Origin of the sequence: Achromobacter sp. SLBN-14, assembly GCF_006715415.1 — a bacterium.
Lineage (GTDB): Bacteria > Pseudomonadota > Gammaproteobacteria > Burkholderiales > Burkholderiaceae_B > Achromobacter > Achromobacter mucicolens.
This window is the reverse complement of the sequence record NZ_VFNE01000001.1, coordinates 5,437,208-5,451,942: the sequence shown is the minus strand read 5'-3', so window position 1 is coordinate 5,451,942 and position 14,735 is coordinate 5,437,208. Positions and strand designations below refer to the sequence as shown.

19 protein-coding genes are annotated in these 14,735 nt (G+C 63.7%); 4 read left to right on the top strand and 15 right to left on the bottom strand.

Annotated elements, in window-relative coordinates; all coding sequences use genetic code 11:
• Positions 1–5: 5 nt before the first annotated feature.
• Complete coding sequence (locus tag FBY20_RS25020; protein WP_056317900.1) at positions 6–464, bottom strand: universal stress protein; 459 nt, start codon at positions 462–464, stop codon at positions 6–8.
• 316 nt (positions 465–780) lie between these two features.
• Here FBY20_RS25020 and FBY20_RS25015 point away from each other — a divergent pair, with 316 nt between their 5' ends.
• Complete coding sequence (locus tag FBY20_RS25015) at positions 781–1,977, top strand: pyridoxal phosphate-dependent aminotransferase (RefSeq protein WP_142055224.1); 1,197 nt, start codon at positions 781–783, stop codon at positions 1,975–1,977.
• Positions 1,978–2,061: 84 nt separating this feature from the next.
• Positions 2,062–2,766, top strand: a complete 705-nt coding sequence (locus tag FBY20_RS25010; protein WP_142055222.1) for a ribonuclease activity regulator RraA — start codon at positions 2,062–2,064, stop codon at positions 2,764–2,766.
• Between the two features lie 16 nt (positions 2,767–2,782).
• Here the strand turns inward: FBY20_RS25010 and arsH are convergent, their stop codons facing one another.
• From arsH to FBY20_RS24980, 6 genes are all read right to left on the bottom strand, one after another.
• Positions 2,783–3,496 (bottom strand): arsenical resistance protein ArsH, encoded by a 714-nt coding sequence (gene arsH, locus FBY20_RS25005; RefSeq protein ID WP_142055220.1) that lies wholly within the window; start codon positions 3,494–3,496, stop codon positions 2,783–2,785.
• Positions 3,489–3,911 (bottom strand): arsenate reductase (glutaredoxin), encoded by a 423-nt coding sequence (gene arsC / locus FBY20_RS25000; protein ID WP_142055218.1) that lies wholly within the window; start codon positions 3,909–3,911, stop codon positions 3,489–3,491. Before arsC ends, arsH begins: the two co-directional genes overlap by 8 nt.
• A gap of 45 nt (positions 3,912–3,956) precedes the next feature.
• A complete protein-coding gene (gene arsB / locus FBY20_RS24995) occupies positions 3,957–5,039 on the bottom strand; it encodes an ACR3 family arsenite efflux transporter (RefSeq protein WP_062839464.1) in 1,083 nt (360 codons plus the stop codon).
• Positions 5,040–5,043: 4 nt separating this feature from the next.
• Positions 5,044–5,544 carry an arsenate reductase ArsC gene (locus FBY20_RS24990; protein ID WP_142055216.1) on the bottom strand — a complete coding sequence of 167 codons (501 nt, stop codon included), beginning with the start codon at positions 5,542–5,544 and terminating at the stop codon, positions 5,044–5,046.
• A gap of 122 nt (positions 5,545–5,666) precedes the next feature.
• A complete protein-coding gene (locus FBY20_RS24985) occupies positions 5,667–5,993 on the bottom strand; it encodes a helix-turn-helix transcriptional regulator (protein ID WP_081100912.1) in 327 nt (108 codons plus the stop codon).
• A 189-nt stretch (positions 5,994–6,182) separates the two neighbouring features.
• Positions 6,183–7,148 (bottom strand): tripartite tricarboxylate transporter substrate binding protein, encoded by a 966-nt coding sequence (locus FBY20_RS24980; RefSeq protein WP_142055214.1) that lies wholly within the window; start codon positions 7,146–7,148, stop codon positions 6,183–6,185.
• A gap of 556 nt (positions 7,149–7,704) precedes the next feature.
• Here FBY20_RS24980 and FBY20_RS24970 point away from each other — a divergent pair.
• On the top strand, positions 7,705–7,920 hold the full coding sequence (locus FBY20_RS24970) for a hypothetical protein (RefSeq protein ID WP_142055212.1): 216 nt from the start codon (positions 7,705–7,707) through the stop codon (positions 7,918–7,920).
• A 203-nt stretch (positions 7,921–8,123) separates the two neighbouring features.
• Here the strand turns inward: FBY20_RS24970 and ribA are convergent, their stop codons facing one another.
• The 7 genes from ribA to FBY20_RS24935 form a co-directional block, all read right to left on the bottom strand.
• Positions 8,124–8,771 carry a GTP cyclohydrolase II gene (gene ribA / locus FBY20_RS24965; RefSeq protein ID WP_142055210.1) on the bottom strand — a complete coding sequence of 216 codons (648 nt, stop codon included), beginning with the start codon at positions 8,769–8,771 and terminating at the stop codon, positions 8,124–8,126.
• 65 nt (positions 8,772–8,836) lie between these two features.
• Positions 8,837–9,256: a YgiW/YdeI family stress tolerance OB fold protein gene (locus FBY20_RS24960; RefSeq protein ID WP_056317924.1), complete on the bottom strand. Its 420-nt coding sequence runs from the start codon at positions 9,254–9,256 to the stop codon at positions 8,837–8,839.
• Between the two features lie 106 nt (positions 9,257–9,362).
• Positions 9,363–10,754, bottom strand: coding sequence for an ATP-binding protein (locus FBY20_RS24955; protein ID WP_056317927.1), 1,392 nt, complete (start codon positions 10,752–10,754; stop codon positions 9,363–9,365).
• Position 10,755: 1 nt separating this feature from the next.
• Positions 10,756–11,412 (bottom strand): response regulator transcription factor, encoded by a 657-nt coding sequence (locus tag FBY20_RS24950; protein ID WP_056317929.1) that lies wholly within the window; start codon positions 11,410–11,412, stop codon positions 10,756–10,758.
• Positions 11,413–11,569: 157 nt separating this feature from the next.
• Complete coding sequence (locus FBY20_RS24945) at positions 11,570–12,067, bottom strand: glycine zipper 2TM domain-containing protein (RefSeq protein WP_056317932.1); 498 nt, start codon at positions 12,065–12,067, stop codon at positions 11,570–11,572.
• 39 nt (positions 12,068–12,106) lie between these two features.
• A complete protein-coding gene (locus FBY20_RS27850; RefSeq protein ID WP_056317935.1) occupies positions 12,107–12,580 on the bottom strand; it encodes a hypothetical protein in 474 nt (157 codons plus the stop codon).
• Between the two features lie 77 nt (positions 12,581–12,657).
• On the bottom strand, positions 12,658–12,894 hold the full coding sequence (locus tag FBY20_RS24935; RefSeq protein WP_056317937.1) for a lipopolysaccharide assembly protein LapA domain-containing protein: 237 nt from the start codon (positions 12,892–12,894) through the stop codon (positions 12,658–12,660).
• A gap of 248 nt (positions 12,895–13,142) precedes the next feature.
• Here FBY20_RS24935 and FBY20_RS24930 point away from each other — a divergent pair, with 248 nt between their 5' ends.
• The gene (locus FBY20_RS24930) at positions 13,143–13,874 is read left to right on the top strand and encodes a carbonic anhydrase family protein (protein ID WP_235512601.1); all 732 of its coding nucleotides are present in this window, start codon (positions 13,143–13,145) and stop codon (positions 13,872–13,874) included.
• A 71-nt stretch (positions 13,875–13,945) separates the two neighbouring features.
• Here FBY20_RS24930 and FBY20_RS24925 read toward each other — a convergent pair whose 3' ends face one another.
• Complete coding sequence (locus FBY20_RS24925) at positions 13,946–14,575, bottom strand: class I SAM-dependent methyltransferase (RefSeq protein ID WP_056317943.1); 630 nt, start codon at positions 14,573–14,575, stop codon at positions 13,946–13,948.
• Positions 14,576–14,735 lie beyond the last annotated feature (160 nt).

Sequence of the window (14,735 nt, the reverse complement as noted above, 5' to 3'; positions counted from 1 at the left end):
CCGGATCAGGAAACGCCTTCGGGAGCCCGCAGCAGCAAGACCGGCACCGACGCCCCGCGCAGGATGCCTTCGGCGCTGCTGCCCAGAAGCAGACGCCGCGCGCCGCGGCGGCCGTGCGTGCCGATCACGATCAGATCGGCTTTCCATGCTGCCGCCTCATCCAGCACCCGCTGCTGGACGGTCCGGTCCAGATTCTCGTAGAGCGCGGTATCCGCTTCGATGCCTGCATCGCGGACGGTGCCTTGCGCCGTCTCCAGCATCTTCGCGCCGTTGCGGCGCATCAGATCCAGGAGTTCGCCCGCGTGATAACTATAGGCATCGGTGGTCAGGGCAAAGGACAGCTCGTCGATGACGTGTATCAGACGGATGCGCGCCCCGGTCAGCTTGGCCAGCCGGATGGCCTCGTTCAAGCCGATCTGCGAGGTGGCGCTGCCGTCGATGGGAACAAGGATTCGCTCGTACATGCTGGTCTCCGTGAAAATTGGGCACGAAACCAGTATCAGCGGACGCGCGGCGAGAATATTGATTCCGGTCAAGTTGTGAGCGCCAGCGGATACCTGAAGGGCTCGAGACTGACTCTGGGACGCCGCACGCGGTGCGATCTCGCCCGTGACACAGACACGGGGGCAGCGACAGCGCGTATCGTGCCTGCGATTTTGTCTCTGGCAGCCCGCATCTAATCGAAATAATTGATGCTCAGATGTGAAATATATCGCTTTTCATGGACTAATCGCAGTTCTAGACTTCCTGCATTGATCGATCCAGACCCGCGAGACGACGATGCTTTCCCACCTCCTTGGCGCAGTAAAGCCTTCCCCCACACTGGTCATTACCAAAATAGCGGGGGACATGCGGCGGCGCGGCATCGACGTCATCGGCCTATCGCAGGGCGAGCCTGATTTCCCGACCCCGGAGCACATCCGCGTCGCCGCGAAAGAGGCCATCGACGCCGGCGCCACCCGCTACACGGACGTCGACGGAACGCGCGAATTGAAGGAAGCGATCGCCCGCAAGTTCTGGCGCGACAACAGCATTTCCTACGATCCCGCGGAAATCAGCGTGGGCACGGGCGGAAAGCAGGTCATCTTCAATGCGCTCCTGGCGACCATCAATCCGGGAGACGAGGTCATCATCCCGGCTCCCTATTGGGTGTCCTACCCGGACATGGTGCGGCTTGCGGGCGGCGTGCCCGTCGAGGTCGCTTGCCCGGCCTCGCAGGACTTCAAGATCAAGCCGGAACAGCTGCGCCACGCGATCACGGCCAAGACCAAATGGATCATTCTCAATTCGCCCAGCAATCCCACGGGCGCCGGCTACTCGCGCGCCGATCTGGCGGCGCTTGCCATTGAACTGGCGCGTCATCCGCACGTGTGGATCATGACGGACGACATGTACGAGCACAACCGCTATGAAGGCTGGCAGTTCTCGACCATCGCGTCTGTGGACCCTGAACTCCGCCCCCGCACACTGACCGTCAATGGCGTCTCCAAGGCCTATGCCATGACGGGTTGGCGCATCGGATATGCCGCGGGACCCCGGCCGCTGATCCAGGCCATGGCGACGATTCAATCGCAGAGCACAAGCAACCCATGCTCGGTCGCTCAGGCGGCGGCAACCGCGGCGCTGGATGGCCCACTGGAATTCCTGATACCGCGCAATCAGGCGTTCCAGCGCCGGCGCGACGACTGCCTGGATGCGCTCAATGCGATCGAGGGCATTCACTGCCGCACGCCAGAAGGCGCGTTTTACTTGTTTCCGTCCTGCGAAGGGCTGATTGGCCGCACGACGCCGCAGGGCAGGGTGCTCAAAAGCGACGTGGATGTCAGCCAGTTCTTTCTCGAAGCGGCGCATGTCGCCGTCGTGCCGGGCAGCGCATTTGGCGCTGAAGGCTACTTCCGCATTTCATTCGCGACGTCGGACGAGCGGCTGGCGCAGGCGTGCAAACGTCTGCGCGATACTTGCGACACCCTTGACTAAAAAGGCTGGAACAATGGATTTGGGCATCACGGGAAAGCGCGCGCTCAAGCTGAGCGCCAGTTCCAATTTCACCTGGAGAAATACATGACGGTTTCCGATGAGGTTTATTTCAAGGCGCTTTCCGGCGTCACGACGGCCACGTTGACCACCATCCTATTGAAGAAAGGGCTGCGTAACGTCTGGATTCGCGGCGCGTTCCCGCTGGCCCAGGGCCTGGACCGCATCGTCGGCCGCGCGTTCACCGTGCGCTTCGTGCCCGCCCGCGAAGACCTGGCCACGCCGGAGTCCTGGTCCTCGCCCAAATCCAGCCGCGGCGCCATCGAGCAGATGCCCTCCGGCTGCATCGCGGTGGTCGACGCCATGGGCGTGAAAGACGCCGGTATCTGGGGCGACATCCTGTGCGCCCGCATGGCAAAGCGCGGCGTGGCTGGCCTGGTAACCGACGGCGTCGTGCGCGACCTGGCCGGTGTACTGGGAACCAAGCTGCCCGTGTGGGCGAGCGGGGCGGCAGCGCCGCCCTCGGTGGCCGGCCTGACCTTCGTGGACTGGCAGCAGCCCGTCGCCTGCGGCGGCGTGGCCGTCTTTCCCGATGACGTGATCGTCGCCGACCAGGACGGCGCCGTCGTCATCCCAGCCGCGCTGCTGGCCGACGTGGTCGATGCGGCCGTTGAGCAGGAGCGCTTTGAAGGCTGGATCATGGACGAAGTCAACAACGGCGCCGTGCTGCCGGGCTTGTATCCACCGAACGAAGCCAACAAGGCGAAGTACGCCGCGTCGAAGAAGGGGTAACGCCTGAAATTCCGGTCTAAGCGACGGAAGGAAGCCGGCTCTTCATGCCGGCTTCCTTGCGTTCGCTGTAGCGATCCACCATATAAGGGCTTGTATCCCGCGTGAGCAACGTGAACTTCATCAGCTCCTCGACCACATCGACGATCCGATCGTAGTAAGGGGAGGGCTTCATGCGCCCGCGATCGTCGAACTCCTGGTAGGCCTTGGCGACGGACGATTGATTGGGAATGGTCAACATCCGCATCCAACGGCCCAGGATACGCATCTGGTTCACCGCGTTGAACGACTGCGATCCGCCCGAAACCTGCATGACCGCCAGCGTCTTGCCCTGGGTGGGCCGCACGGCGCCCACCGACAACGGGATCCAGTCGATCTGCGTCTTCATCAATCCCGTCATCGCGCCGTGACGCTCGGGCGAGCTCCAGATCATGCCTTCGGCCCACTGGACAAGCTCGTGAAGCTCTCGGACCTTGGGATGATTCTCCGTGGCGTCATCGACCAGCGGCAGCCCGGTGGGATTGAAGAGCCGGGTTTCGCCGCCCAGGGCTTCGAGCAAGCACGCCGCTTCTTCAGCGACCAACCGGCTGTACGAGCGCTCGCGCAGCGATCCATACAAGAGCAGGAACCGCGGCGCATGCGTGGCCCGCGCCGGCGGGAACAGCGCGGCCGGAGCCGGCGCCTTGAAGTGCGCGGGATCGATATTCGGCAGATCCGCAAACACGTCAGACACGGTTGCCCTCCGCATCGATCAGCGGTTCTCCATCCTCTTTATTGAAGGCGCCGCGTTGAGCCTGAGGCAGAATGTCCAGCACGGCCTCCGACGGCCGGCACAGCCGCGTACCCAGCGGGGTCACGACGATCGGCCGATTTATCAGGATCGGGTGCTCAAGCATGAAGCCGATCAGTTGGTCGTCTGTCCACTTCGGATCGGACAGCCCCAATTCGTCGTAAGGCGTGCCTTTCTGGCGCAGCAGTTCGCGTACGGGGATGCCCATATCGGCAATCAACGACCGCAGCGTGGCGGCGTCCGGCGGCGTCTTCAGGTATTCAATGATCGTGGGCGTTTCGCCGCTGTTGCGAATCAACCCGAGGACGTTGCGAGACGTGCCGCAGGCCGGGTTGTGATAAATCGTGATGGAACTCATGAAAACCTCTGTCTAAGGAATGTCGGGCAGGCCGGCGGCCACCGCTCAGCGCCGGATGGCGCCGGCCTCGTACCAACCCTTGGTCCGATTGACGATCCGCACGACAAGCAGCATTACGGGCACCTCGATGAGCACGCCCACCACGGTGGCCAATGCCGCGCCAGAATGGAATCCGAACAGGCTGATCGCGGCCGCCACGGCCAGTTCGAAGAAGTTGGATGCGCCGATCAGCGCGGAAGGGCAGGCAATGCTGTGCTTTTCTCCCGCGCGGCGGTTAAGCCAGTACGCCAGGCCCGAATTGAAAAACACCTGGATGAGAATCGGCACCGCCAGCATCGCAATGATCAAAGGTTGGCCAATGATGGCTTCGCCCTGAAAAGCGAACAGCAGAACCAGCGTCAGCAGCAGCGCCGCCATCGAGAACGGCCCGATGCGCGCGAGGGCGGCGTCGAATACCGCCTGACCGCGGCGAAGCAGGGCGCGGCGCCAGAGCTGGGCAAGCACCACCGGAATCACGATGTACAGCCCGACGGACACCAGCAGCGTGTCCCACGGCACGGTGATGGCCGACAGCCCGAGCAGCAAGCCCACCATGGGCGCGAAGGCAAACACCATGATGGTGTCGTTCAATGCGACCTGGGACAACGTGAACACCGGATCGCCTCCGGTCAGGCGGCTCCAGACGAACACCATGGCGGTGCACGGCGCCGCCGCCAGCAGGATCAAGCCGGCAATGTAGCTATCCAGCTGGTCGGCGGGTAACCAGGCCGAAAAAATCTGGCGTATGAAGAGCCAGCCCAGAAAGGCCATCGAAAACGGCTTGACGGCCCAGTTGATGAACAGCGTCACGCCAATGCCGCGCCAGTGCTGCTTGACCTGGCCGAGCGCGCCGAAGTCCACCTTGAGCAGCATGGGAATGATCATCACCCAGATCAAAAAGCCGACCGGCAAGTTGACCTGCGCGACTTCGAGGCGCCCGATTGTTTGAAATAGGGCGGGCATGAGTTGGCCCAGGACGATGCCGATCACGATGCAGAGAAACACCCAGAGCGTCAGATAACGCTCGAAAACGCTCATCCCACCGCGCGTCTGCGGCATCGGCGCCGCGGCCTGTGTACTGGATGACATCGACTTACTCCTGCGTTTTGCCAATCCCGCGCAACTCAGTCTGAAGCGACATTGCATCCAGGCGGTCGATGGGCAAAGAAAGGAAAAGCTCGATACGGCGCTTGAGCACTCGCGCGGCGTCCTGAAATGCCTTGCGACGTTCTTCTTCGGTTCCTTCATGGGCTGCCGGGTCAGCAATGCCCCAGTGAGCCGTCATTGGCTGCCCAGGCCAGACGGGGCACACTTCGCCCGCGGCGTTATCGCAGACGGTAATGATGAAGTCCATTTTTGGAGCCCCCGGCACCGCGAACTCGTCCCAACTCTTGCTCCGATAACCCTCGGTGGGTAATGAAAATGAACTTAGCGCGTCGAGCGCCAACGGGTGGACCTCACCCTTTGGGGTACTGCCAGCGGAGTAAGCCTGGAAGCGATCGCCACCGATTCCTCGGAGTAGACCTTCAGCCAGGATGGAGCGTGCAGAGTTGCCCGTACAGAGAAACAGCACGTTGAAAGGGGAGTGCGACATGGGAATTCCTAGCAGCAGTGTGTGGAGGTTTTGGTATTCGGAACACAGCGGTTGGCTTGCATGGCTGATTCCGCTCATCGACATGGAGATGGACGTGAAGGCATCTCATAGGCGATTTCTGATCAGGTGGGAGTGCAGGCGCCGGAGTTTGAGACCTCGCACGTGGCACCTTCGCAGCAGTGTTCGGTGAGGTAGCCCAGCAGGCCATTCATCTGCGAGAAGTCCGCGCGATAGATCAGATTTCGACCTTGTTGCTCAAAGGTGACAAGGCCGGCATGCGACAACTCCTTCAAGTGGAAGGACAACGTGTTGCGCGCGACGCCGAGTTGATCGGCCATGACGCTGGGCATGAGACCGCCGAGGCCGGCAACCACGAGGGCGCGAAATACGCGCAGACGTTGGGGATGGGCCAGGGCGCCGAGGGCGAGAACTGCTTGAGATTCATGCATTGTTCGATCATACAACGATTGTTGAATTATTAGGTCACTTGAATTCTTTGTTCTAGGTGATGCCCCCGGGTCTATTACTTTACATAATACACATTATGCGAACTTAGCCTGGAGCGAGCACCATATCGGTTACGGACCTCCGCAGATCGGAGCCATCATCGTCGCCAACCCATCCAGAACAACCACCGGCTACTCCTTTTTCAGCCCCTTGGCGCTTGCCGCGAACTCATCGGCCAATCCCTTGAGCTCTTGCTTGTAGTCGTCCAACGACCCCTCATATCCTTCCAAATACAAATCCCGCCGCGCCTTTTCCATCGCCGCTGACGTGGCAGCCTGCCGCACAAACTCCGCCAGCTTCGTCCTGACGGGTTCTGGCGTTTCGCTGCGCACTGCAACGCTGTAGCTGCTGTGGAACACCATGTTCGGCACGCCAAGCTCGGCAAACGTCTTCACCCCGGGCAAATGACTGACGCTTCCTGCGCGTCCGGTATAAGCCAGCACCTTGACGTGCGGATTGTCCTTGACGCTTTGGGTGGTGCCAATTGTGGTGAAGTAGCCGTCGATCTGCCCGCCAAGAATCGCCGTCAGCCCTTCCGCGCCGCCCTTGAACGGAATCGGACGGTATTGCGTCCGCAGCCCTGAAGCCAGCCTCGCCGCAAGCGTGGAGTATGTGCCCACGCCGAGGTCGGCGACGCCAATGTCCAATTCCCGGTTAATGCCCTTCAAGTCTTCCAGACGGTTCCAGCCTCGGTCGGACGGCACGATGAAGGCGTAGCTGCTCTGGCCCAGCGGCGCCAGGATTTCAAAGTCGGAGAACTCATAATCCGCGGCGGGTGTCGTGATCTTTGCGCTGTAGAAGCCTTCGGCGTGGACCAGCAAGGTGTATCCGTCCGCGGGCCTGTTCCTGACGGCCATGATGCCGATGGCAGAACCAGCGCCTGGCCGGTTTTCGACGACGACCGGTTGGCCCATGATCGTGCCCAGTTGTTGGGCGAACGCGCGCGAGATGGCGTCGGTGGCGGCCCCCGGTGGATACGGGACGACGAGGCGGACAGGTTTCGACGGATAAGCGGTTTGCGCGGCAGCCCCGAACGAAAACAATGCGCTGAGGACTGCGCTGCCCAGCAGCATGCGGCGGCGGGTGACGATAGGCATGTGTTGCTCTTTTTAAGTTGTCTCTGCCTGAAAGTGTATCGATCGCCCAGCCGCCGATCTCCGCGATATTCCGCAGAACTCTTCTGCAAGAAATGAAGCAAAAAGGCATCGCCATTGCCCACGGCGATGCCGGCGACGCCTGCGATTCATGCCGTTTTGATCTGCGGGTTCAGCTAAGGGCAATCCGATTGCGCTGGTCGCGCCCTCGTCCCCGATCCTGCTGAATCCCGTGGTGCTCCCTTCCCTGCCCTACGATCCGGACAAGGATCTGCTGCCCATCGCGCAAGTCGGCGCAGCGGGCGGCACCGGCGTGGCCATATGCCGGCCATTGCGTTCGATGGGCGTTTGGTTCCAGGTTTCGCCATGAACGCCCTGAAGCAGTGCGGCCGAACTACCGCCTTTAGCTCTTCTTGGCGATTTGCTTCCCGGATAAGATTTTTCCTCGCCAGTCGCCGATCCAGTCTGCCCAGGATCGGTTGACCCAATAGCCGCCCACTGCGCACGCGACCGCCGGCTGGACTTCGCGGCCAATGCGCACATCACCAAGGCCCGGGAAATGACCACAACCTATTTTGGCTTGCCTGTCGTGAAAGACCGTTTGGTGCGTCTCGAAGACATCCGTCGCCTCCCGTTCTACACATTCTGGGAAGAAAGCAGCCGAGGGTCGGCGATGTGTGAAGGCGATGAGGGAGAGCTTTTCGTCTATCTGAACGACTGGGAGGCATTCTCCGACTTGTTCATCAAGACCGGCAAGCATCGCCACAGCGGTTAGATTGCAAAAAAATGGGCGCTCCGCGGAGCGCCCAGATCCTTGCGTTGCCGCGCGGCTTACACCTTGCCGGGCAATGCGTAGGCGATCACGTAGTCGCCACGGTCGGGCGAGTTGCGCGCCCCGCCGGCGTGCGGCCCAACGACCGGCCCAGAGTATAAGGGTTTCTCCTTATGCCGGGCGGGGCTGCCGGGCGTATCGCTTCGTCACTCCTCGGTCTGACCGAGTTCGATGCGGTGCTGCGTGCGCAGCGCCTTGGCCAGCAGATAGCCTTTGTTGTGCTCGTTCGGAAATACGCCCGTCAGGCGGCAACCGCTGACCTGGATGCCCATGCGTTCGAGCTGGGTGCGCTTGTCGGGATTGTTTGTCAGCAGTTCAAGATTGTCGACGCCCAATGCCCGCAGCATCTGGGCGGCCGGCGTGTAGTCGCGGTCGTCCAGGCCGTGGCCCAGTTCCAGGTTGGCGGTGTAGGTGTCGTAGCCCAGTTCCTGCAGCCGGTAGGCGTCAAGCTTGGAATACAGGCCGATGCCGCGCCCTTCCTGGCGCAGGTACAGCAGATAGCCGCCCTCCTGGCTCATGAGGCGCAACGCTTCCTGAAGCTGGGGACCGCAGTCGCAGCGCAGCGATCCGAAGACATCGCCGGTCATGCACTCGGAGTGCAGCCGGACCAGCGGCCGCGGGCCGGGCTGCCCGAATTTGAGGGCTAGATGATCGCGCGCGTCGGCCAGGCCATGAAAGCTGTAAGCCAGCGCCAGCGCCTCGGTGCCATCGGCAAAGCGGATGGGCAACCGGACGGTGGCGCGGATGGAGGCTTCGGGCAGTTGGACCGCGGCGGGGGACGTTACGGGATTCACGACAAACGGGCACGGGTATCGAAACGGAGGTCGACAGGATAACGTATGCGCCCGCCGCGCGCGCTTTACATCACGCGGACGCTGTCGACGTCGAACTCGACGTTGTTGCGGTCACGGTCCAGTTCGCCACGCAACTCGACCTGGGTCTTGTCGTCGATCTTCTGGCCCGCCGGGAAGTCCTCGTGATCGATTTCGACCCGAATCTGGCCCGTGCCGTCGTCAAAGGTGTAGTGATCGTCACCGTCGTGCGACACGATGCGGCCGCGCAGGATGGCGTTCTGGTCGTCCCGGCCATTGACCAGGAGTTCCTTGACCGTCGTGACGGCAACCGTGCTGGGGCCGCTGTAGCCTTGGGCAGCGGGTTTGCCGGTGCTGGGGCCCGTGTAGCCCTGGGCGTGCGCCACGCCCGCCACGGTGGCGCCAGCGAGGATGGCACTGGCCAGGAACGTGCGGATGAATGAGGAACGACGAGAGATCTGGGTCATGCTGCGGCTCCTTGCGCGGATTGCGCTTCGCTGTTGAACATGGCGCCATTTGACGCCCCGAAGATGAAGCAGACCTTATCCCTGCGCGGGGACGCGGATTCTTGCGTCACCCGTTCATGTCTAGCGGCAGCAGCAGCGTGACGCCCAACCCGCGGCCATCCAGACCCGGGCCGAAGCGTAGTTCTGCGCGATGCATGGTGGCCACGCGCGCCACAATGGACAGACCCAGGCCGTTGCCCGGCACGTTTGTGCCCAGGACGCGGTAAAAGCGCTGCGTCAGCCGCTCCAGATCGGCCGGGGCCACGCCCTCCCCGTCGTCCTTCACGCTGAGCTCGACGTGCTGCCCGGCGCGTTCGGCCGCGACCCGCACCTGTCCGCCCTCGCGGCCGTACGACACCGCGTTATGGATGAGGTTGCGCAAGGCGGTAAAGAGCGCGTCCCGGTTGCCGACCAACTCCTTTTCGCGCGCCGCAATCGTGATCGTAGCGCCGCGCGCCGTCGCCGCGGGCGCGCAGGCGTCCACCGCATCCTGCAGCAGGCCGGGGACGTCGATGCGCTCGCGCGGCATGGCGTCGGCCGATTGCGGATCCAGCCGGGCAAGTTGCAGCAGGTTTTCGACCAGGCTCGTCGTGCGCATCATGTCGGCGCGCAGGCGCTGCAATTGCGCGGCCAGCGCCGGCGCCTCGTCGGCCGGATGGCTGCGTTGCAGGACCTGGATCCGCGACGCCAGGGCCGCGAGCGGCGTGCGCAGCTCATGCGCCGCATCCGCCGTGAAGCGCCTTTCGGCTTCAAGCGCGTGGTCCAACCGGCCAAGCAGACGGTTCAAGGCTGCCGTGATGGACTGCACTTCATGCGCCCTGCTCTCTTCGGCCACCGGCGACAGGTCGGACGGCGATTTGGTCTCGATGCCGCGCGCCATGCGCGCAAGCGGCTTGAGCAGACGCCAGATCAGGAACCAGTTGATCAGTCCAAGCAGGACCCACAGGCCAACCAGCGGCCATGCCAAGGACTCGAGCATGTCCCAGATGAGATCGGTGCGTTCGTCCATCTCCTGACCGACCTGCGCCGAGAAACCCAGGGAGTCATGATGGCGCACATAGACGCGCCAGTCCTCGCCGTCGGCACGTACGTCGTAATAGCGGTCGCCGCGCCGGTCCGGCGGCACGAACGGCCGCTTGGGCGCGTCTTCGCCCCGCAGCAGAACGTCTCCCGTGCGCGAGACCAGTTGATAGTCCAGCCGAAGCGCCGGCTGCGTGTCGCCAGCGGCGTGCTGGCCCGCCGTCCGGCCGATGCTGCCCTCGCCCAGTGCCAGGACGAGCCTCGCGCCCTCTTCCAGCCAGTCGTCATAGGCGTCGTTGACCTCCTTGCGCGCGATGGCCAGCACGATCACCGTGCTGACCAGCCCCACCAGGATGCTGGATCCGAGCGTCGTGCCGATCAGGCGCCGGCGCAGGGAATAGCCGCGCTCGGCCCGGGGAGTCTTGTTGCGCCAGCGCATCTCAGTCCGCCAGCCGATAGCCCTGGCGGCGCACCGTCTTGATCAGGTCCGAAGACAGCTTGCGCCGCAGGTTGTAGATGTGCACTTCGATCGTGTTGCTTTCGACTTCGTCGCCCCAGCCATAGAGCGCCTCTTCCAGTTGCGCGCGGGACACGATATGGCCCGGCCGCCGGATGAGCGCGTGCAGGATGGCGAATTCGCGCGCCGTCAGCTCGACCGGCGCCCCATTGAAGCGCACCTGCTTGGCCGCCACGTCCAGCAACACGCCACCGTGCTCGAGCGCAGGGGTGGCGTGGCCGTCGCGGCGGCGCAGCGCAGCGCGGATGCGCGCCGACAGTTCGTCCAGGTCGAAAGGCTTGACGAGGTAGTCGTCCGCGCCGAGGTCCAGGCCTTCGATACGGTCGGGCACTGCGTCGCGGGCGGTGATCATGATGGCTGGCACGTTGTCGCGACGCGCGCGCAGCCGCCGCAGCAGGTCGTCCCCCGAGACGCCGGGCAGCCCGCGGTCGATCAACACGCAGTGGTAGTCGTGGGCGGCCAGCGCCGTTTCGGCAAGATCGCCGCGTGTCACACGGTCGACCACATAGCCGTCGAGCTCCAGCCAGGATTCGATCGACTCGCCCAGGGATACATCGTCTTCGGCCAGTAGGATACGCATGCGCCGACTATACGCGACAGGATGAAGAGAATCTTAAGACGCCCATGGCGCGCTTTCTCGGCACGCGCAATTAATCTCCGCATGCCACGCGGAGATTAGATGCCATATCCTCCGCATCCGGCCCGAATCGCGAGCCGGATGCGAAGATCCCGATGTGTCAGATGCTGCCGACGCGGCTGACGCCGCCCTGGGTGACCACCTGGACGCGCTGGCCGGTCGAGATTGGCACGTCCGCTTCCTGTGTGATGACGCGCACGTCGCCTGAATCCAGGCGCACGGTGATTTCCAGGCCCGCGCGGCGCATGCTGGCGTTTTCGACTGCGTTGCCCGCCATGGCGCCGCCGACTGCGCCGCCGACGGTGGTGATGCGCCGTCCGGAGCCGCCGCCCACGGCGTTGCCGGCGACGGCGCCCAGCGCGCCACCCGCGATCATGCCCATGCCCGAGGTCTGGCTGGCCTGGATGGTGACGGGCCGCACGCCAATGACGTAGCCGAGGGTGACGGTCTGGGCGCGCTGCGCCTGGTCGAAGGTGTAGACGCGTGAGGACGCGGAGGGATTGGCGCAGCCGGCAAGGAAGGCGGCAAGGCCAAGGATGCCGCCTGCGGCGAGAAGGGTCAGGCGGCTACGCGGGGCGGCCTGCTGAGGCTTTTGCATGATGGGGTCTCCGGAACGGCGGAAATGGGAAAACCAGGCCTAGCGCGGACGCGCCGGCGAGGCCGCAGGCGCGGGCGCCGGTGCGGGCGCGGGCGCCGGTGCGGGCGCAGGCGCAGCCGCGGATGGCTGGGCGCTGGCGCGCATGAACTTCCCATTCGCATCGAAGCCGCCTATGGCGCGGCCATTGAAGAACACGACGCGGCGCGCGGTCCACTGCGGCTGGTCGGGGCCAAGCTGGTCGTAGGCAGCCACGTCAAAGTCGTACTCCCAACCCGACATGGGCTTGCCGTCCTCGCCCGCAAACGTGGTCTTCTTCACGGATTCCGCATATCCCTTGTCGCGATAGCTGACATACCGGGTGGGCGGCATGGAATCGCGCAGCGTCGACATGTACTGGTACAGGTCTTCATCGCTGGGCGGCGTGCCGTACTTGGCCAGATCGTTCTTCGTCGCGACCGTGCCGGCGCAACCGGCCAGCACGCACGTGGACAAGACAAGGAATAGCCTTTTCATCGGGATTGCTCCTAAGTACGCGTTCGCGCCCTGACTGCGGACGCACGGCGGCTAGCCGGGTAGCGCTTGGGGAATCTTCAGGGGGTGGGACCGGCGGGACGGCTGGCCGCGCCCCGGAAGGCGGTGCGCAACAGGCTGAGCAGAAAGCCGCCCGTCAGCATGCCCAGGATGTAGACGCCGACGACGAGAACCGACGTCGGCAAAGTGATGGTGGATGTCCAGAGCGTCAGGGTGACGGAATCGAAATTCTGGACCTTGAACGACAGAACCATCGCCGTGAGCAACACAATCAATACGATGTACAGGTATCTCATGGGGCACCTTTCGTATTCGCTGTCTTAACCGCCCCGAACCCGCCCGGGGGCCTGTCGTGCGGAAAACTATGCCACTCATCGGGCGGGAAAACAAGAAACATTGTTCACCGCCGCAAACAGGAACAGAATGGCTGTCGCCGTGAAAACGGCAAGTGTGGCCGGCCCATCATCGAATAGCCGCGTCCCGCGGTCTAACGTTTTGGGCTGCTTTTTGGGGACACCTCATGGAAGCGATCAAGGATTGTTGCATGGCTGGGCACCCTCTGAACCTGGACCGGCGCGGCTGGTTGAAGGCGGGCGTTGCCGCCGGAACGGCTGCGCTGATGGCAGGCGTGGCAGTCGCCCCGAACGATGCGCAGGCGGCGTCGTTATCGCAGGCACAGCGCGACGCAATGACGCCGGACCAGGTGATTGACATGATGAAACGGGGCAATGCGCGCTTTCGCGCGGGCAAGCCCCAGAAGCACGATTACCTTGCGCAGAAGCGGTCCAGCGCCCTGGGCCAATACCCGGCGGCGGTCATCCTGAGCTGCATCGACTCGCGCGCGCCCGCCGAGATCATTCTGGACACGGGCATCGGCGAAACCTTCAACGGGCGGATCGCCGGCAACATTTCCAACAACGACCTGCTCGGCAGCATGGAGTTTGCCTGCGCGGCGGCGGGCGCCAAGGTGATACTCGTCATGGGACATACGGCTTGCGGCGCGGTGGCCGGCGCGATCGACAATGTTCAGCTCGGCCATCTGACCGGATTGCTCGACGTGATCAAGCCGGCGGTCGAGGCCACCAAGTACACGGGCGACCGCAGCGGCAAGAATGCGCAATTCGTGGACGCGGTGGCGCGGACCAATGTTCAGCTCACCGTCGAGGCCATCCGCAAGAACAGCCCCATTCTTGCGGGGCTGGAAAAGGAAGGAAAGATCAAGATCGTCGGGTCGATGTACGACCTCACCAACGGCATGCTGACCTTCATGGCATAGCCCTCCCCCGACGTCGCCGTACCGCGGGCGGGCGCGCCACTCAATGGGCCGCGCCCGTCCCGCCCGTGCCCTCAGGGCGAGCGGCTCAGGCTGTAAACCGAGGCAGGCGGCAGGTTCATCGGCACGAATCGCACGCGCCGGGCGTGAAGCCCGCAGTCATCGAGCACGCGCGCCGAGATCGGGCATTTCACGCCATACGTGAAGAAGTGCATGGATGCGCCCGGCGGCATTGCCTCGAAGACGGCGGTAAGCAGCTTGTGGTGATGCGCGCCGCTCATGTTGCGCAGCGGCAGGCCGCAAATCGCCGCGCCGATCCCGTGCAGTTCAGGATGGCTGTCGCGCGACAGGTCCTGGGCAGGCACCTGCAGCACGGCCGCCTCTGGAAACTGGCTGCGCAAGCTGGAGCTCATGTCCGAGTCCTGCTCCACCAGTACCAGATTGGATGGCGCCACGCCCCGGCGCAGCATTTCTCGGGTGAACACGCCAGTCCCGCACCCCAGTTCGAGGACCTTGCCGGCGCGTGGCGGGATCGATTCGGTGATGGCCGCGGCCAGCGCGGCGCTGGAAGGCGCTACCGCGCCGACCGCCGAGGGGTTGGAAAGCAGTGCCTTGACGAACTGCTTGCGCTCCAAAAGCCAATTCATGGCCGAGCCGGCCGGCTTGTGCCGGGCAAGGGTCTTGATGGGCGGCAAGGAAAACATCGATGCGTCTATCTCCGGGGGACGTCATTGTCAGACAGACCTTACCTTCGGTCGGCGGCCCGGACCGGCAACGGTGCGTAAGCACGCCTTTCATTTGGAGAGCGTCGAATCCGGAAACGAACAAGCCGTATCCAATTTCTCGGATACGGCCTGTTGCCAA